The organism is Paraprevotella sp. (genome assembly GCF_986071375.1).
On sequence record NZ_CFQRNQ010000005.1, the window covers coordinates 133,905 to 154,098 of the forward strand.

General features: G+C 51.7%; 8 protein-coding genes. 5 read left to right on the forward strand and 3 right to left on the reverse strand.

Annotation, left to right across the window (positions count from 1 at the left end):
* Positions 1-36: 36 nt before the first annotated feature.
* The 3 genes from AC5RDV_RS04405 (at position 37) to AC5RDV_RS04415 (ending at position 8,121) form a co-directional block, all read left to right on the forward strand.
* Positions 37-1,869, forward strand: coding sequence for a sialate O-acetylesterase (locus AC5RDV_RS04405; protein WP_282748106.1), 1,833 nt, complete (start codon positions 37-39; stop codon positions 1,867-1,869).
* Between the two features lie 33 nt (positions 1,870-1,902).
* Positions 1,903-5,928 carry a glycoside hydrolase family 98 domain-containing protein gene (locus tag AC5RDV_RS04410; RefSeq protein ID WP_282748053.1) on the forward strand — a complete coding sequence of 1,342 codons (4,026 nt, stop codon included), beginning with the start codon at positions 1,903-1,905 and terminating at the stop codon, positions 5,926-5,928.
* 75 nt (positions 5,929-6,003) lie between these two features.
* A complete protein-coding gene (locus tag AC5RDV_RS04415) occupies positions 6,004-8,121 on the forward strand; it encodes a hypothetical protein (protein WP_428388505.1) in 2,118 nt (705 codons plus the stop codon).
* A 96-nt stretch (positions 8,122-8,217) separates the two neighbouring features.
* Here the strand turns inward: AC5RDV_RS04415 and AC5RDV_RS04420 are convergent, their stop codons facing one another.
* Complete coding sequence (locus AC5RDV_RS04420) at positions 8,218-11,118, reverse strand: family 43 glycosylhydrolase (protein WP_282748051.1); 2,901 nt, start codon at positions 11,116-11,118, stop codon at positions 8,218-8,220.
* Between the two features lie 340 nt (positions 11,119-11,458).
* Between AC5RDV_RS04420 and AC5RDV_RS04425 the strand changes: the two genes are divergently transcribed.
* Together AC5RDV_RS04425 and AC5RDV_RS04430 are read left to right on the forward strand one after the other, a co-directional pair.
* Positions 11,459-13,816 carry a glycoside hydrolase family 2 TIM barrel-domain containing protein gene (locus AC5RDV_RS04425; protein WP_282748105.1) on the forward strand — a complete coding sequence of 786 codons (2,358 nt, stop codon included), beginning with the start codon at positions 11,459-11,461 and terminating at the stop codon, positions 13,814-13,816.
* Between the two features lie 80 nt (positions 13,817-13,896).
* The gene (locus AC5RDV_RS04430) at positions 13,897-16,752 is read left to right on the forward strand and encodes a DUF8487 domain-containing protein (RefSeq protein WP_282748050.1); all 2,856 of its coding nucleotides are present in this window, start codon (positions 13,897-13,899) and stop codon (positions 16,750-16,752) included.
* Between the two features lie 121 nt (positions 16,753-16,873).
* Here the strand turns inward: AC5RDV_RS04430 and AC5RDV_RS04435 are convergent, their stop codons facing one another.
* Both AC5RDV_RS04435 and AC5RDV_RS04440 read right to left on the reverse strand, forming a co-directional pair.
* The gene (locus tag AC5RDV_RS04435) at positions 16,874-18,331 is read right to left on the reverse strand and encodes a DUF5723 family protein (RefSeq protein WP_130892685.1); all 1,458 of its coding nucleotides are present in this window, start codon (positions 18,329-18,331) and stop codon (positions 16,874-16,876) included.
* Between the two features lie 28 nt (positions 18,332-18,359).
* Positions 18,360-20,156 (reverse strand): hypothetical protein, encoded by a 1,797-nt coding sequence (locus tag AC5RDV_RS04440; RefSeq protein ID WP_282748049.1) that lies wholly within the window; start codon positions 20,154-20,156, stop codon positions 18,360-18,362.
* Between the last annotated feature and the right edge of the window lie 38 nt (positions 20,157-20,194).

Consider the following 20,194-nt stretch of genomic DNA (forward strand, 5'->3'; position numbering starts at 1 on the left):
GCAAGGCGGCTATGTCTCGGCTTGCTTTTTGGGGGGATGTCCTGTGTCGGCAATGAAGCCGGGGCTGTAGTAAAACTGCCCAGTCTGGTGGGTGACCGCATGGTGCTCCAACGCGAGACGGATTTGAAAATATGGGGATGGGCCGATCCGGGCGAGAAGGTGACTGTGCGTTTCCGGGGGGCGCATTATTATACCGAGGCTGACGGCCAAGGGCGATGGCACGTGCTGCTGCCTCCGCAACAGCCGGGAGGTCCTTTCCTCATGGAGGTGAACGAGAAAGTGATACGTGACGTGCTCGTGGGAGACGTTTTCTTGTGCGGGGGACAATCGAACCAAGAGAATCCGATAGAACGGTTGGTGGAGAAATTTCCTGAAATACCGGTGTCGAACAATCACATGATCCGCCATTTCAAAGTGCCTTATCAGGACGACGTGAGAGGCGTGAAGGAGAATCTGGCCGGAAGTGGGGTATGGCATTCGGCTACGGCTTCCGAAGTGATGAACTGGACTTCTTTGGCTTATTTCTTTGCCACGGAAGTGTACAACCGCTATAAAGTGCCGGTGGGCATGTTAGTTTCTAGCAAGGGGGGGACGGACATAGAATCTTGGATTAGCCAGGAACATCTGAAGGACTTCCCCAAGCTGCGGGTAGACCGCGAGGCATTAGAGGCCGCAGCCGAAGCCAAGCGCGACAAGGGTACCGGGAAATGGAACCGGAGGGATTTCGACGATTCCGCTTGGGACTCAGTGGACGTGCCGGGCACTTGGCGCGAGACGGGTATCCGGGTAAAGGGAAGCGTATGGTACAGGAAGAACTTCCGTCTTCCGTCTTCCATGGTGGGACGGCATGCGAAACTCTATATGGGGCGCATGTCCGATTGTGACTCGGTGTTCGTGAACGGCACTTTCGTAGGTACGACGGCGTATTTCGGACCGCCGCGCAAGTATGATGTTCCGGCAGGCGTATTGGTGGAAGGTGTGAACAACGTGACCCTGAAGCTGACGGCATTGAACGGCAATGGAGAAATCGTGCGTGACAAGGTGTATAAGTTGAAGGGGGATGACGACGAAGTGGAATTGTCCGGGGTGTGGAAATACAAGGTCGGATTCGACCGTGCCGAGGCAGAACCTTACGAGCAACGTCTGGCCAACCTGAGGCATGCCGGTTCCGGATTGTACAATGGCATGATTTACCCTGTGCGTAACTGGAAAGTGAAGGCAGCGATATGGTACCAAGGAGAGAATAATGCGGGACGGGCAGGAGAGTATGCCCCGTTGCTGACTTCCCTGATAGCGGACTGGCGCGAGACATGGGGGTGGCCGGAGATGCCTTTCCTCTTGGTGCAGTTGCCTAACTATATGGCAAAGCAAGACAAGCCTTCCGACAGCGGGTGGGCACGCTTGCGCGAGGCACAGTTCCAAGTATCCCGAAACGTTCCCCATACGGCTTTGGCCGTGACATACGATGCCGGGGAATGGAACGACATCCATCCTTTGGACAAGAAAACGGTGGCCCGGCGGTTGTTCCTTGGGGCACGCAAAATCGTGTATGGCGAAAAGGTGGCGGCCTCGGGTCCTATATATAAAGGTATGGAGACGAAAGGCAACCGCATTATCCTTTCATTCGACGATGCCGGACGGGGATTGTCGTGCCGGGGCGGAAGGCTGAAGCATTTTGCCATTGCGGGTGAAGACCGTAAGTTCGTATGGGCAGATGCCGTAATCAAAGGCGGCAAGGTGGTGGTGAGCAGTCCGGAGGTAGAACATCCCGTGGCCGTGCGTTATGCTTGGAGCAACAACCCCGAAGAGGCGAACTTATGTAACAAGGACGGGCTTTTGGCTTCTCCTTTCCGTACGGATAATTGGTAAATCATTATAATTAAAAATCAAACAATTACTTTTATGAAACAATTTTATTTGAAATGCAAACGGGCGTTCTTGGCGGGCGTTTCGTTTGTCTTGATGGTTGGGGCAGGCTTGGTGGAAGCCAAGGCCGATGCACCCTTGCGACGGCCTATCTCGCCGGAGCGGCCCATGTTGTTGGTGCATATCGACACATGGAACTATCCCGACCCCGAACGTATCATCGAGATGGTGCCGGAAGATATTCTTCCTTACGTGGTGTTCAACATTTCCTTGTCGGCTTCCGACAACGTCTGTGCGGACGGCTATGCCGTGGCCGGTTCTTGGCTGAAGGCGTGTGCGCAGAAACGTGCGTGGGCCATGGTGCAGTGCGCCAGTGGAGGCCATAGCCGTTTTTCCGACCATGACCTTTCTGTCTACGAGGATTATTTCCGCCAATACCCCAACTTCCTCGGTTGGAACTTCGCCGAGCAGTTTTGGGGGTTCGGTGAAGACGGTACGCCTTCTTTCTTGGAGCGCCTCTCGTTGTTCGGCGACATCTTGAAGATTTGCCATCGCTATGGCGGTTATTTGGTGGTGAGTTTCACGCAGGCTTATTGGTCGGCCGACATGTTACCCATTGCCTATATGAAACGAAATCCGGAAGTGAACCGTTTGTTGACGGAACATCCCGAACACTTTATCTGTTGTGAGAAATACACGATGCAACATGGGTTCTATGAAATAGAGAGTAATTGCCTTGGAGCTTTCTTAGGAGGTTATGCCGGGAATTATGGCATCCGTTTCGACGATTGCGGATGGTCGCCCGATGATGGTAATCCGGCAACGGAAAACGATGGGGACTTATATCCTTTCGTGAAAGCGGCAGGTGCAATTCCTATTATGGAGCACGTGATGCTGACGGGGCAGACGGTCATTGACGGCCCTGAACTGATTTGGACGGACGTGTCCCGTGAGGTGGGTACTTCTGTGACCCCCGATGGCTACACCCGCCGTAATTGGGATTGGTTCCCGCAGTTTGTCAATATCCAGATGGATGAGTTCCGTAAGATTCTGGACGGAACAGTACGCATCCTTACCCGTGAAGAAGTCATCGACCGGACGAAAGTCTGCCTGCAAAATGATGTGAACGACGGGACTTTCGACAGTTACCTGACCCCGGCCACGCTGTTTGACGGGCTGTACCGCCCCGATTGCGACCGCGACCGTGCGGACGGTAATCCATGGTTGGAGAACAAATGGTGGATGAAGACCACGGGGCGTTATCCCACGATTCCGTTGGTGTATGACCTTTTGGACGATACGGCCAAGAAACTTCAGGTGGTGAAGGTATCGGAATATGATACTCGTTGGCCGGACATAGCTGCCAAGGTGGAAGAACTCAACCAACTGTTCCCACAGGAATACACTGGTGACATTTATGCAGCCCATGCGGAAAATACATGGATGACCTACAACCCCTATCAATATGAGGATCAAACGACGAACGGGGTACGTACGCGTTATATTTCCAAACGACGTGCCTCGGGCAACATACCTTTCCTATATAATACGGCAGACAGCATCTCCTTGGACTTTTCGCCATACGCCATGACTGTGATGAAAGAATATCCGGATAGTGTGACGCTTTACATGAGCAATTACCGCCTGAGCGACGATAACAATCTGGTAGAAGCTGAAAACGTGGAGGACACGGTACGCATCTATGGTGCCACGGAGGAACCGGTCGTGGAGTGGTATGACCGTGCCGACCATCGTGCCAGCGAAGTGAAACAGATTTGGGAAGACGGTGTGCTGACATTGGTAGTAGGCCATAACGGTCCGGTGGAACTGAGCATCAAGTGTAAGGGAAAAGCTACCGGACGTCTGACGGAATGGACACCGGCACGAATAGAAGTGCCCGAGCGTCCGTCCGTATATGCCGGTACGTTGCAGTATGAAGCCGAATTTTTCGATTACAAGAATATCGGAGCTTGCCGTACTAATGCTTATTATAATGGCTATCCGGGCTACCAAGGCCAAGGGTTCGTGGAAATGGGCACGAACCGTTCGGCTTCCATCCGTGACACGGTAAGAGTGCTTCGGAATGGAACTTATACCATAAGCGTCCGTTATCAGGTTCCGAATGGTAGTGCACGTATGTATTTGATTGTAAATGGCAAACGAAATTCTCTGACGATGCGTGCCACCAATGGTGTTTGGGCAGAGACATCTGTCGAGGCAGAGTTGGAGGCCGGGGAGAACGAAGTGGAATTGAAGTTTGTTTCAACGCCTGTAAACGTATTGGTGGATTGTATCAAGATAAATCGTGATAATGCTTATGTTTACGATTTTGAAGATGATAAACCGGGCACGTCTGCCACAGACCCGGCGGCTGAAATGCTGACCCTGATGGGAGGCGAAGCCGGCGTGGTTGCCATTGAAGACAATCAGGCATTGCATGCCTATGCTGCCGGTACGGACGGAATGGGGCAAGCCCTGTTGGAGTTGTTCCCGCGTGATGCCGTGGATTATAGTGTGTCATGGCACCAGTTGGAAGGCGATGCAGGCATGTTGCTCCGTGGCGGTTATCTGTTCCGCGTGCAAGGTGGTAAAGTATCGCTCGTTGTGATGGAAGAAGACGAAGACGGGACTTTGCGTGTGGGCAAAACTTTAGCCGAGGGAGACAAGGCCGAGGGGATGGCATATTACCGTGCCACGCTGCTTGATGGGAAATTATACTTTGACGGTTCTGTAGACGGGGTACAATGGCAGAATATGCTGTCTGCGGAAGATGCCACGTTCTCGTGTGGTGAAACACGTCTTTGTTGGGAAGCAGCCATGACGGTAGACGACATCCGTTTCCATAATACCGGGCTTACGATGTCACAGACGGATTTGGAGGACATAAACATGACTTATGGTGGAACGAATGCGGTCATCCGCAGTTTGGAAATCAGCGGAACGGATTTGTTGGGTGATGTGAAGATTTCTTTGGCAGGCAATGCCTTTGGGCTTTCGCTCGACTCCTTGGGTGAATATACCGGCGCACTGGTTGTTGAGTCCAACCGCTTGACCAATGAGCAAGGTGCCGTGCGTGTATTCGTCCGTCTGAAACCGGAGATGGCCGTGGATGACTACGAGGACGTGATGACCATCGCTACTTCTTATATGGAAGAACGCAAGGTGAACCTGAAAGGGAGCGTGACTCCTGCCAATTATGTCACGTATTATGATTTCGAGGATGATGCCGTTTCTTCCGGGGCTTCCAATCCACCGGCCGAGGGGATTACCCGTGGCGTGGGCAACCTTTGTACGGCAGGGGTGTCGAACTATACGGATTCGGAGAACCGTACGAGCAAGATGTTACGGGTGTACACGGCACCGAGTGCGAACGGCACCGGAGTGTTGGATTTGGAGCGGTTTACACGCAAAAGTACGGATTACAGCGTGACGTGGCGGCAGGTCGTGACTTCATCGGGCGATTACAAGAACGGAGTGCTTCTTCGCGGTGACACGCTCACGATAGGGAACGCCAACCAGGGGTATACTCCGGGTATCATGGCCGGTTATTATATGAATGTGTACAACCACGGTACGGTTACCGACTTCCGCATTTACAAGTCCACGTCTTCCAAGCAATTGAACATGTTCAACAGCGCGAGCGTATCCTTGCAGGCGGCTTCGGGCAAAAGCATTTGGTACCGGGCTTCGGTTTCGGGTTCTTCCAAGGTGACTTTGAAAATAGAGTACTCTACCGACGGGGAAACCTGGCATCTGGGGACTTCCACCACGGATGAAGGTGGTGAATTCCAACAGGGAGCCACACAATATGTATGGGGCTTGGCGGCATCCCAAGGTAATTTCCTCATAGATGACATATCGTTCGAGGGCATTACGTATGACGAGGGTGTGGAGAACGGAATTTACTCGGCCGAGGAAACTACGGCAACGGTGGAGCGAGAAGAGTTCTTCGACTTGTCAGGCCGTAGGGTACTTCCGGGCGATAGCATGACAGGAGTAATCATTCGCCGCAGTTACCTGTCGGATGGCACGGTCAAGGTGGATAAGATATTAAAACGATGAATTTTTCTGGAAAGAAACGGTACTAAACAGGATGTTTAGCCGTTTTCTTTCCAGATATTAAACAAGATAAAATCAATGGAAAAAAAGAAAATGATTTTGGGAAGAGGCCATTGGGTGGCATTGTGGTGTGCTGCCGCATGCTGTTCTTTGACCGTAGGTGTGGATGCGTTCGGGCAACCGGATGCACAGGAGTATGTGTTTCATGGGGCGGGAAACCCTTATTTGCCGTTGTGGGAACATTTGCCCGATGGTGAGCCGCGCGTGTTTGAAGATCCGGACAATCCCGGGAAATACCGCGCTTACATCATTGGTTCCCACGATTTGCGGATGAACAGTTATTGTGGGCCGGACATCCGGATGTGGTCGGCACCGGTAGAGGATTTGTCCAGTTGGCGTGACGAAGGCCCTATCTTTACTTATCCCATTGAAGGACAGTGGGACGTGATGTATGCGCCTGACTTGGTGGAAGTGCGCCGCCGGGATGGAAAGAAGGAATACTACCTGTATCCGCACAGCCGTGGGCGTAACCGGGAAGCGATGGTGACTAAGAGCGACCGTCCCGACGGGCCTTTCAAACCTATAAATTTGAATGCCGACGGCACCAAGACTTTACCGGGCAGCATCTTGGGTTTCGACCCGTCTATTTATGTGGAGCAAATCACCGACCCGAAAGACCCCGACTACGAAATCGGCTTCCGTGCATACGGTTATTGGGGCTTCCAACGTTCGTCGGCAGCACAGCTTGACCCGAATACGATGTATTCCGTGCGGCCGGGTACGGAGGTGATTCCGTATTTCATGCCTGCCGGTACTCCGCAGGGAGGTGTCCGTGATCCGGAAGGTACTGAATATCCTTGTCTTTTTGAAGGGCAGGATCCCAAGGCTTTCAACTTCTTCGAGGCTTCTTCCATTCGTAAGGTGGGAAACAAATATGTGACGATATATAGCGGATATTCCGGCCCTGATTACGGCATAGGAAATTCCAATTCCACTTTGCGTTATGCTTATGGGGATAGCCCGTTGGGACCTTGGAAGAGCGGTGGGGTCTTGGTAGATTCCCGCGCTCCGGTGCTGAACGAAGACGGTTCACGTTTGCAGACCACCAATGCCGGGCACAATACGCATGGGAGTATTGAGCAAATTAACGGACAATGGTACGTGTTCTACCACCGTCCGCCGCGCGGATTCGGTTTTGCGCGTCAGGCCATGGTAGCCCCCATTCAGGTGGAATGGGATGAGAAGCCGGTAGCCAAGGGAGGCAAAGTCTCCATCCGGGCTTACGACCCGTATGCCAAGAACCATGTGTGGACGGCCAAGGACAAACAAGGTAACGAATACAAAGGGGCGGAAGTCACGTCGGAAGGTTTCCACATCTTCGGGCTTGACCCTTACCAATACTATTCTGCCGGTATCGCCTGTTACTTGTCGGATATACGTCTTCAGCAAGATGCTTGGGACATTTGGGACAACCATGCCCCGATTGTCGGTGTGAAAAACGGAAATATCATCGGATATAAATATTTTGGTTTCGGAGGTTTGAAAAAGGACCAGTTGGGTTTGAAAGCCTTTGAGGGGACGAAGAAAGGAAACCAGACGGTTTTCAATCTTTTCCTGACCCCAAGAACGTCCAAAGCTTTCAAAGTAAACGTATGGATGGATGGTCCTTGGGACAACGCTACGTGGAAAGGCAAGAAGATAGGAGAAATCCAGGTACCAGCCGGTTCGGCGCAGGAAGTCACACAGTTTACTGTGGATGTCTCGGCCCATGTGGACGGACTGGGTCGGAAGCATGCTATTTATTTGGTGGCAGAAGGAGGCAGTGGAGAGGAACTTTTCGACTTGACAGGGTTGGGATTCAGTTCGGTCGGGAAGAAGATAGCCCGTCCGGTCGTACCTTCTGTCAGCATATCGGTGGACGGGAAGGCTATTGAATTGCCTAAGACTCCGGTACGTTCCACCAATGCCAATGGCATAACCGGCTACGGGACGTATGAAGTGGTATACGTGCTTCCTTCCGAGACTGCCCGTCTGCCTAAGGTGTCGGCATCTTCCGATAATAAGGACGTGAAAGTGGAAGTCAAGCAGGCTCGTCCGGATGCAGAGACAGCCGTGGTGACGTTCGACTATCAGGGGATGGTCAAGACCTATAACGTGGTATTCTCCCGTTCTTTTGTGGTAATGGGGAATAAATAAGGTGTTTGCTTCCGGATACCGTTTCCGGTTTCTTAAGTGCAAAAATAACGGGTGCGTTAGCGGCGCACCCGTTATTTTTGCATCTGCATTCCTTTTTTAATGTTCGGAGAGTTTCTTGTCGGTTTTCACGCTTCCGTCACTGTAATACGTCTTACGGATATACATGCCTGTGGCGGGTTGTTCTGTAAGACGCATACCGTTGGGGTGGTAATATTCATACCGTACGGGAGTTCTGTCTTCCATTTCGGTATTTGTGATGGCATCGGAACCTTTCCCGGCAAACTGCCATGTGTCGAACTTCACTTCGCCCCGTGTTTCCGTGAAAAGGAAATACACGTCATGCGATCCGGTAATAGGTGTGGGACAGTCGACGGATACTTCTGTGGCCTCCGGTGTGGAGAAGTCGAGGGTGGCCACGGGTTCGGTTTCTATGTCGTCCAGACGGATTTCCAACGTGCCTTCCCCTTGCAGGTTTGCCGTGAACTTTTTGATGCACTCCGTGCCGAACATGACACCTTTTACCATGGTCCAACCTCCGGATTGTGGGATAGTGATACGGGTATTGCCCGTTTTCCCGTAGCTTTCGGCACTCACTCCGGCTGCCGTGCACAAGTTTTCCGCTTGTTGGAGGATGAACGGGTTTACACGTTTGGCCGTGAGTTGCATAACGCCGGTCGGAGAAGCCGTCACGGCATTGATGCGTTGCGAGCGTTCCACTACGGTACATCTGTTCATGGCTATGCTACGGTAACCTCCGTTGATGGCCATTTGTTGTTCCAATCCTTGCGTGTGGTAAAGAAGGTAATAAGCATTACTGAATTTTTGCAGGTGTGAATGGTTGTTACCGTACGGGTAGCCGAATGTGCCGGGGTTGGCGAAGTATTCTCCTTTGTAGGTCCAACTGTCCGGGGCAAGGGGCGTGTCGGTCGTCATGTAACATATACTGCATGCCGAAGGAGCTTCAGAGATACCGCCGTATGAAGGCCAGTTCGTACGTTCGCGCCAACTGGTACAATAGGAATAGACCAGTTTTCCGCCCATCACGTTCAGTTCGTTGGCTTCGAAATGATAAGGCGCAGGAATCGGCATGATGTCACTGTCAAGCGAAATCATGTCCTTACCGAGGCGTACGATACGGGCATTGCCCGGCATGAGTTCCGTTCCTTCCGCGTTCGGGTTTCCGCCGCCGAAGGCCAACCACCCCGTACCGTCGTTGTCGATGACGACACCCGGGTCGAAAGGTGTACTGCAAAGGCCGAGTCCGGGTGTGCTGCCGGAAATGAGGTTTTTGCCGAGCGGGTCGGTCCATGGCCCCAGAGGAGAAGTGGAGGTAATGACGCCTACGCCTCCTCCGCTATTGGAGAAATATAGATAGAAATGGGTTTTCCCGTCGGCTTCTTCACGGGAGACGATTGAAGGTGCCCACGAAGCGTTCAGCCATTGCCCGCAGACGGTCGTCATATCTATGGTGCCGTGGTAAGTCCAGTTGACCAAATCCTCCGTAGACATCATGACCAAGGAACGGATCTTTCCGTAAGTGTTGGAGGTCAGGCCTCCTGTCGCGTCGAATTCCTGTTGGTCGTTCGTTCCGTACACATAGAGGCGCCCTTCATATTCGACGGATGTCGGGTCGGCACAGAAACGGTAGGGGTTGAGCGGGTTCACCTCGGTTGTTTTCTTGTAGGCTTCCATGACGGTAGGTTCACTCGGTTCGGGTGTCTCTGCTTCCGTCCGGATAAATTGCAGGGTATAGAAAGCGTTTCCGAGTAGGTCGATTTCCGGTGAGGCCGTTCCCGCATATTGTGTGCTTACGTCTTGCACGAAGCGGTTGCGCGTGGCGTTCGTCAGAACGGCGTATACCTGCCGGCTTTCAAACGGGAGGTTTGCTTTCAACTTTACTGGTTCGGAAGAGCGGTTGAGGACGAACAGACTGAGGGTGTCGCCGTTCTCACTGACGTATGCCGAACCGTTGACCGGAGTTTTTCCTTTGTCGGAGAATGAGGATTTGATGCGCGTCATTCCGGTTGCATATCGGGCATAATGCCCTAGCACGTAGGCGAAAGTACTTAATTCCGAAGCGTTGCCACCTCCTTTCCCGTCGCCGAACATGTGGTTTATCATATTGTAGTAAACGTAGGCACTGAAGCCGGCCCGCATGCAACTGTCTATCTGTTCCTGGAAATCGCAGGCACTTTCCCATGTGCCCACCTTGTCTTCATCGAATATATATTCAGTCATCCACATGGGGCGCTTCGTCAGGTTGCGCACGTAGTCCACGTAGGTCATGTCATTGACACCGTAGATATGGTTACCCCAGATGTCGATGCTGTTGCGCATGGCCGCCGATCTTACTAAATCCCGGTTGTATTTGTGGCTGTCCCATCCGAAGCATTCCGGTGCCATGACCTTGCATTCCGGTGAAAGGTGTTGGCGTAAGGCTGTCACCATGTGGGTCATTTCGTCGACGGTATAGAGGCAGCCTTCGTATCCTTCCGGGTCGTAGTCGCTTTCGTTTTGGACGGATAGGATGTCTATGGCCGCTCCCTGGTCTTCCATGAACTGGCGGTAACGTTCCAACCATCGGGCGTATGAGTCGATGCTGTCCGTATTGATATGTCCGTGGTTAGAGGATTCTCCCCACGTCTGTTCGGCACCGACCTTGAAACGGAAGGGAGGTGTCCACGGGCTGGCAAAAACGATGGCACCGTGTGCCTTGGCCCATTTGACAGCGTTCACGTAACTCTTCCAGTTACTTTCGTCGGGGTTGATACGGATACGCATGATGTTGTAGCCCATTCCGTCCGGTCCCCACAACCGGTCCACTTGTTCTTGGGTGTAGACGTCAGCCCATTGTCCGTTCATTCCGCAGCCTCCGAATCCGTCTATTTTTTGGTATCTCGTTTCGGAGTCGAGGTTTACGTTGGCCGTACGCTGTGCGCAAAGCGGTATGCATCCCGTGAGGGCCGTTGCATACAAGAGGGTAATCGTTCTTTTCATGTGTTTTTGGTTTTAAAGTTTGCAGGGTAAGTCCCATGGTTCATCTGTTTTTCTTGATGACAAGCAAAGTTACGTATTTTCAGCCTGTCGCATTTTCGCTCCAATAGCGGATACTTTCGTACAAGTAACATCCTTTTCTTTTGTATAACATATATTTTTGCGTATGTAACATAGACCTTGAAAAAGCTTTTTCAGGGCAAAGATTGGTAACATGCGATAAAGCCCCTTGCTTGGGATTTTCCTAACTTTGCTGCGAGAATCATGAAAAACTTGAAAACGTATGATGAAGAAGAAAGCGTGGAGCCGGTGGATACTGGCGTTAGCGGTGGTTTGGCCATGCATGGCCGTAGCCCGCGATCGTGTGAGGGAAAAAGAGAATTTTGATTTCGATTGGAAGTTCATCCTGAATGCCGACGACCGGGCAAACGCCGGTATGCAAGTATCGGAAGCCGGATGGCAAGACGTGCAGTTGCCGCACGACTGGAGCATTTCTCAGGGTTTCAATCCGAAGTTGAGCGGAAGCAACGGGCATTTGCCTGGCGGCATCGGTTGGTACCGGAAGACGTTTCGGGTGGACAAAGAGGACAAAGGAAGGCGTATCGCCGTGCTGTTCGACGGCATATACAGCCGTAGCGACGTGTATGTGAACGGGCATCATTTGGGATTCCGTCCCTACGGTTTCTGTTATCTGGAGTACAATCTTACACCTTATTTAAATTATGGAGCTGAAAACGTGTTGGCCGTTCGGGTAAACAATCCATTGGAACACGACAGCGTGGCACGTTGGTACACCGGTGCGGGAATTTACCGCCATGCCTGGTTGGTGAAAACAGCCGAGGTGCATGTGGCTTCTTACGGGACTTACGTCACGACTCCGGTGGTGACGGCGGAACGGGCGGAGGTTCGTGTCCGTACGTCGGTGGCGAACGAGGCGGAGCGTACCAAGACTTTGTCCGTCCGCCAACAGATTACGGACGGAGAGGGACGTACAGTGGTGCAATCCGGCAAGCAAGCCTTGCAAGTGGCTGCCGGGCAGACGGCTGACACAGAGCATACGCTCAAAATCCCCCGTCCGCAGTTGTGGGACACGGAACATCCTTATCTTTATACTTTGCATACTGCAGTATATGACGGGCGCAAACTGGTCGATACCTACGAAACGGTATTCGGCGTGCGTACGTGCGAGTTCACTCCCGACCGTGGTTTCCTGCTTAACGGGAAGCCCTTGAAGTTGAAAGGTTTCTGTTTGCACCAAGACGATGCCTCTTTGGGGACGGCACTGCCTTTGCGTTCCATGGAACGCAAATTGGAGATTTGCAAGGAGTACGGAGTGAATGCCATCCGGTGCAGCCACAACCAACCCTCGCCGGAGTTTCTCGACCTTTGCGACCGCATGGGGTTTGTGGTTATCGACGAGGCGTTCGACAAGTGGAAGTCCGGCTATTATGCGCAGTATTTCGATGCGTGGTGGCAGGAGGACTTGAAGAACATGCTGGTGCGCGACCGCAACCATCCCTGTGTCGTATTATGGAGCATCGGCAATGAATTGCAGGAAGCATGGGACGGGGCGGATACGGGATGCCGACGGGCGGCTATGTTGCAGGACTTCGTGCACGGGTTCGAACCGTCGCGGCAGGTTTGCCTTGCGGCACAGAACCGCCATAACGAGAAGTTTTCCGGAGTGACCGATGTCGTGGGCTACAATTATCTGGAGGCACGTATGCTTTCCGACCATAAGAAATTTCCCGAGCGTCGCTTTTTAGTGACGGAGGAGTTGCCTTATTACTGCGGGGCGGAAGGGAATATCCGTAGTTACGACACGAACAATCCCTGGAATATCATTGCCGAGAACGATTTTATCGCGGGCGGTTTCCTTTGGACCGGTACGGACTACATCGGTGAAGCCGGTTGGCCGAGCCACGGTTGGCCTGCGGGACTTTTCGACATTTGCATGGTGGAAAAGCCGCGCGCGGCTTTCCATCGGGCGATGTGGAACGACGAACCGATGGTGCGTATCGCCGTACGAGACAATGCGCTCGACATCGACCACGGGCGTGACCTTTGGCAATGGCCGAACATGGCGGCGATATGGAATTTCCCCCGCGCTTACGAGGGTTTGGTCATCGAAGTAAACACCACGACCAACTGCGAGCGTGTGGCTCTGTTCCACAACGGCAACGAGATGGGCGTACGCCGGACGGCGGATTACCCGAACCATACGATAACGTGGTGCCTGCCTTACCGGCGTGGGACGCTTGTGGCTAAAGGCATTAACGGGACGGATACGGTGGCTGTGCATGAAATACGTACGGCAGGCGATGCCGTGAGGTTGAAAGCCATAGCCGACCGTGGAAAATTGATGGCCGACGGGCAAGATTTGAGTTATGTACAGGTGGAGTTGTTGGACCAAGACGGAACACTCGTGCAGCATGCAGACCGCCGGGTGAAAGCCTCCATTGAGGGCGAGGGCCGTTTAGTGGGATTCATCAGCAGTGACTTGCGGCGTAAGACTCCTTTCACTTCCCATGAAGACAAGACGTATTTCGGGCGTGCCATGGCCATTGTGCAGTCTACCCGGAAGGTAGGGACAATCCGTTTACGCTTCGACGTGGAAGGATGGGATGAACCTGTGTGGGTAGAGCTGACTTCGGAAGCCTTACCTAAGGATTACGTATCCGACATCCCGAGTTTTCGGTAAAAAGTGCAGGGTGGGATATAACTGGACAATTTGGATTTTCTTACCTTTGCCTTACGATAAACCTAAACCATTAAAAAGACATGATGAAGAAAAGGATGTGTGCATGGGTATGGGCCGTGCTTTTTTCGTGCGCGATGTTTCCCCAACGCCAACGGATGGACTTGCAAGGCAAATGGGCATTCAAGTTGGATGTCAGGGGAAACGGGGAAGAAAGCGGTTTTGCCACAGCACCGTTTGCTGAGGAAGTGATGCTTCCGGGTACGACAGACACGAATCGAAAAGGATTCCGGCCCACAAGGACGGAAGAAACCACTTATCTCACACGGTTGCACGCTTATGTGGGCAAGGCTTGGTATAAGAAAGTGGTGGACATACCGGAAAGTTGGAAAAACAAAGTCGTGACACTGACTTTGGAACGTACGAAGCCCACCCGCGTATGGGTGGACGGCAAGGAAGCCGGAGGCCGGGACGGCATTTCCGTACGCCAAGTGTACGATCTCAGCCATGTCCTCACGCCCGGCCGACATGAAATAGCCATCAGGGTGGACAATGGTGAGTCCGTGCCGCCGGAGTTGCTCGGCTCTTCCCATGCCTATACGGAATCCACACAAACGAATTGGAACGGTATCATCGGCGACATTTTTTTGGAAGCGAAAGAACCGTTGCATTTGGCCGGTGTGCAGGTTTATCCCGATGCGGAGAAAAAGTCGGTCCGGCTGAAAGTGAGGCTGGCCTCGCCCGAAGACATTCGGAACCGTATGCAGTTGGAAGTGCGCGCTACGGCATGGAACACGGAGAAAGAGCATCGCGTCCGTCCGCTTGAGTTTGGTTTGGAGAAGGGGCAGGCGGAATACGACTTCGATTTCCCGTTGGGCGAAGAAGCTTTGTTGTGGAGCGAGTACGACCCTGCGCTGTACCGGTTGGAGGTCGAACTGCCCGGGTATGACCGGCTATCCGTCGATTTCGGTTTGCGGGACTTCCGTGCAGAGGGAAAGCATTTCGCGATTAACGGTATGACCACTTTCCTGCGCGGAAAACATGACGCCTGTGTGTTTCCTTTGACAGGACATACGGCCATGGATGTGGAGACGTGGCGGCATTATTTCCGGGTGGCCAAATCCTATGGTATCAACCACTATCGTTTTCATTCCTGGTGTCCGCCCGAAGCCTGCTTTGAAGCCGCCGACATCGAAGGAATATATTTGCAGGCCGAACTGCCGTTCTGGGGATGGATGGGGAAGGACAACACCCGTTTGATTTCGTATCTGCGCGAAGAGGGTTTACGCATTCAGCAGGAATACGGCCATCATGCTTCTTTCGTCATGTTCGCGTTGGGCAATGAACTGTCCGGAGATTTTGAAGTCATGCAATCTTTGGTCGATACTTTCCGGCAGGCAGACCGTCGGCATTTGTATGCTTACGGTTCCAATAATTACTTGGGTTTCAAAGGGCAGCTTCCGGGTGAGGACTATTTGGTGACGTGCCGTATCGGGGGTGAAAAGCCGCAGAGCCTCGACACGCATGTCCGTGGCTCGTTTTCATTTGCCGATGCGTACGACGGAGGGTCTCTCAACCATACCTATCCCAATACGGCGATGGACTTTTCCGAAGCCGTGGCGCGGGCGGGCGTTCCGGTGGTGAGCCATGAGACGGGACAGTTTCAGGTGTATCCCGATTATCGCGAGATAGCCAAGTACACGGGTGTCTTGTACCCTTATAATATGGAAGTCTTCAGGGACAGGCTAGCTCGTGCCGGGATGTCGGAACAGGCGGAAGATTTCTTTCTCGCTTCCGGGCGGTGGGCAGCCGAACTTTACAAGGCCGACATCGAAATGGACTTACGCACGGAGGGACTGGCCGGCTTCCAGTTGTTGGATTTGCAGGATTATCCGGGGCAGGGTTCGGCTTATGTCGGTATCTTGGATGCTTTTATGGACAGCAAGGGACTGGTTTCACCTGAGCGTTGGAGGGGATTTTGCAATGAAGTGGTTCCCTTGTTGCTGACGGAAAAATTCTGTTGGACGGAGGGAGAGACGTTGACGGCCCGGGTGAAGGTCGCCCATTATGGCGCACGTTCTTTGCAGGGAACCGAATTGGCATGGACGTTGAGGGACGAACAAGGGCACGTTGCCGGGAAGGGCGTGTGCCCTATAGTTTCTTCCGGACGGGGATTGCTGGAGGTCGGAGATATCCGGCAGCCGATTCCTGTGACCGGCAAGGCGAGGAGGTTGAATCTGGAATTGGCCATAGAAGGTACGGACTATAAAAATACTTATCCGCTTTGGTTCTATCCCGAAAACCGGAGCGCGGAAGAAAGCCATCCGGGCATCACGGTGGTCAAACGGTTGGACGGCCATGTGCTTTCGGCATTGGAAAACGGCGGGAAGGTATTATGGTTTCCCGAACGGGACCGCTATGCCTCCCAAACGGTAGGCGGGTTGTTCCAGACCGACTATTGGAATTACAGGATGTTTGAGACCATCAGCCGCAACAACCGGAAACCGGTCTCTCCTGGGACGATGGGGATGCTGACCGACCCCAGCCATCCGTTGTTCCGTTCCTTTCCTACGGATTTCCATACGAATTGGCAATGGTTCCCTATTGTGAAGCAGAGTTATCCCTTGATTCTGGATCTTTTTCCGAAGGGCTACCGTCCCATCGTACAGGTTATCGACAATATCGAGCGGAACCATAAGTTGGGGCTGATATTCGAACTGGCGGTAGGGAAAGGGAAATTGCTGGTGTGCATGTCGGATCTTGAGGCGGTGGATGACAAGCCTGAAGTACGTCAGTTGTATCGCAGCATGTTGGATTATATGGCATCCGGTGATTTCAATCCGAAGACCGCTGTAAGTAGCGGTGAATTGCTTCGGTTACTCCAAATGAGGCCTGAGGAAACAAAGCGGGAAGAGTTGAGGAATATATCTTTTGAATAGTATTGTTTGTGGGACTGTTGTCCAGAACTTAGCTCTTGAGGTTGCGGAGAAGAGAAGAAAGCCTGCCCGTGCCGGTAACGAAAGGCACGGGCAGGCTTTTATAAAGGATTTTTATCGAAAGTTACAAGGACTTGATGTCTCCGAACGGGAAGTTGATACCGATACTGATGTTCATGTTGGCATTTCCCACCGGAATGAATTGCGGAGTCACCTTGAAGAACTGGTGGTTGCTACCCAAGAAGAGACTGAATCCTTTTCCGTGGTAGTTGGCCACCCATCCGAAAGACGAACCGAAAGATGAAATGGCGTAGCTGATGGAGGCATCGAAGCACTTCACCGGAGCCACGTTGGCCGAGAAACGGCCTTCGGACCAAGAATAACGTCCATTGATACGAGTCGATTCCAAAAAGCCGAATTTCAGCTTATCATAGTATGGGAAAGTGTAAAGTGCACCTATGTTCAGTGTGGCTCCCAAAGCACGCGTATGCTTTTTTGTACCTTGCGCCTTCATTTGGAACAAGTCTTCCAAATCATCTGTCAGATTGTCTATTTGGTCTTCGATAGACATACCCGGAGCCGCTTTGTCCGAATCGAACGGAATGTCATGGAAACCGTCGAACTCCCAAGGCTCGGCGGCCATGGTAGCCTGTGTGGCATTCTTGTAACTTATCCATCCTAAGTCGAGTACGGCCATGGACAATTCCAAATCTTCGCGTAATTGGTATGTGGCACCGAAGTCGAATGCCATGCCGAAACCACCGATGGCGTTGCCCGTTTCGATGTTGTCAAAGTCGAGTTCTTCTTCCTCTTTCTGTCCTACTACGGCTCCCGTGTTCTCGTCTACTACATCCTTGAGTTTAGTTTTGGTCGGAATGTCCACGATGCCGGCGGAAGAAAATTCACCATTTCCAGACACGGCCCATTTGTCATCGGTCAAGGTCAGTTTCATGTCGTTGACGTGGAAGTCTGCGTTATATATGCCCAAAAGGAATTTTACTTTGGCTCCCACTGTCAGTTTGTCCATGATTTTACGTGAGTGTCCGAAAGCGATTTCCGCATAGTTGTTAGAATAGATACCCATGTCTTCGAGAGTATATTCGCTGTTCCCATTAGCCATGCCTACCTTAGCGAATTCGAATAAATCCTTGGGAAGGTTCATACGCGTACCGCTCTTTACGGAAAGGTCGAATGTGTTGAATCCTCCCCATTTATGGAAACCGAAAGACAGAATGGTCATATCAAGGTCTAAGTTCAGGCGGTTGCGGTTTTTCAATCCATCTAAGAACTCTCCGGCATCCACGTGGTCGTTGAGGAACGTGGTGAGGCTTCCGTCGGGGAGTTTATGGATGAAATCCTTCACTCCGACAGTGGATTGTAGGCCTACGTTGAAATTACCTAATGGGATGAGGGGCATACTTATGTAGTTACGTTCATTGGCGAATGCCGGGTTCATCTGGTGGCGGTAGGTGTAGCCTTCAAGGAAATAGGCCGAACGCAAACTGTTTTGTGCCAAAGTAGATACCGTGGGTAAGGACACCGCAAAAAGCAGGGCTGCTGCGATTTTATTTCTTCTTTTCATAATTTTATTCCGTTATAAAAATGAGATATTAGTTCAAGTCTACCGTTACTCCGTCTTTGATGCGGATGCGGATATTGGAAAGCTTCAGGGTCATGCCTTTGTTCAGCGTGGCATTTTGGTTGACACCTTCCATGTCGGCCGTGAAATTGACAATCAGTCCGTCAAGGTCTTTCATGTCTCCGCTTTCGCATACGATCTCCAATTGTATGGGACTCTCGGTAGCTGTTTCACCATTTTCGCCTGTCAGTTTCAGACCCGGGGCAATCGTGTTTTTGACCGGATTAACCGTTACGTTGGGATATACGTTGCCGTTCCGGTCTATGGCTTGTGCATTAAGCTTGAAGTTGAGTGGAATACCGTTCAAGGCATCCATTTCTACGATGGCTTTTTTGATGGTGATGTCTTCCAGGTCACCGCCCCAATCGTTAATGGTATCTTTATAAACTATGTTCAGTTCGTTTCCGAATTGCAGCGGGGCATTCAGTTCGTAAATGGTGTTTACTTCGTAATAGGCACCATCGTTGCCGAGTTCCACTTCCGTGTCGTGTTGCAGTGCCTTGGCTTCTACGTCCGTAAGTTTGATTTCATCAGGAATGGTGCGTATCAGTTCATACAGGTTGTCACCTAATACAATATTCTTGGCGCCTGCGGGCAAATTCTCCATATTGATACGTGAGAGATAATATTCCGAAGTTGCACTTCCTGCAAGTGTGATGGTTTGGTCCGTAGGTGTACTGCCCAAGTCCGTACCGATTTGGAAACCTTCGTTGAAGACACCGTCTTTGGTCCATGTCATGCGTGCCTTCAAATTTACGTCAGCCGGGCTTCCGTTCTCAAGCCTCAGTTTGATGTACGGGTTCGTCAGGTCTAAGTTTACGTCATCCTTCAAGAAATCAGGTACACCTTCTACGGTGATCGGGTCTACGTTGATGTCAATTTTCGGGTCAACGATACCCGTTACACTCTGCAACGTGATGTCGGGCACTTCCGTGTCGGTAATCAGGTCTACTTGGATGTTTCCGGCCGGAATTCCGGGGGTTGTGGCCGTACCGTTAGCTATGACATGCGTTTGCAGTTTGAAATGTCCCGGTTCGTATATTCCTTGGCCGTCGGGGAAATTTTGGATGCGCTTGAAATATACAGGAATTTTCAGTGTCATACCTTTGCGGATTTCTTGATCCTGCAGGAATTCTATGGTCTGGTCTTCTCCTTCTTTGATACCATAATTTCCCGTATTGTCCAATTCAAAAACGAAACCGTTGGGTTGTGTCTGGCCTTCCAATTCCATTTCTATGGAGAATCCCTTTTTCAGGGTGATGACCTCCACGTTTTGGCTTGTCTGGCTGAAACTAAGGGTCAGATAGGCCGTGAAATCCACATCGGTGGAAGTGAGCGACACGATGTCCGTTGTTACGTCGTCTTTCGAGAAAAGGAAGTCCGTGGTCACATCGTTTACTTGGGCCTCCACTTCTTCGCTTGTGGCTGCCGGTGTGTTGAAGTACAGTGTTGTCGTCGTCGGGTTACTTGCCGGGGCGTTGATATGTACGGGGTCTATTTCCACGTCGGTTTCTGTGGTATCGGCTTTGTTCAGGGCATAATTCCCTTGTGCGTCAGCTTTTACGACACTGTTGTCTTCCAAATCCATAATTTCTTCCAACGTGAATTCTTCCGTTCCGCTACCCGGAATGCTGAGGTCTCCGCCCACGGTGATAGTCATGTCAATGTCCTTGGTGAGGTCATAACTGTCATCCACGCAAGATGCGAAGAAGAACGGAGATAAGGCGGTTGTCCATAACGATGCCTTGATGAGTCTTCGTTTGTTCATAATTAATAATGTTTTGAAGTTATTTCTGAATCTAAATA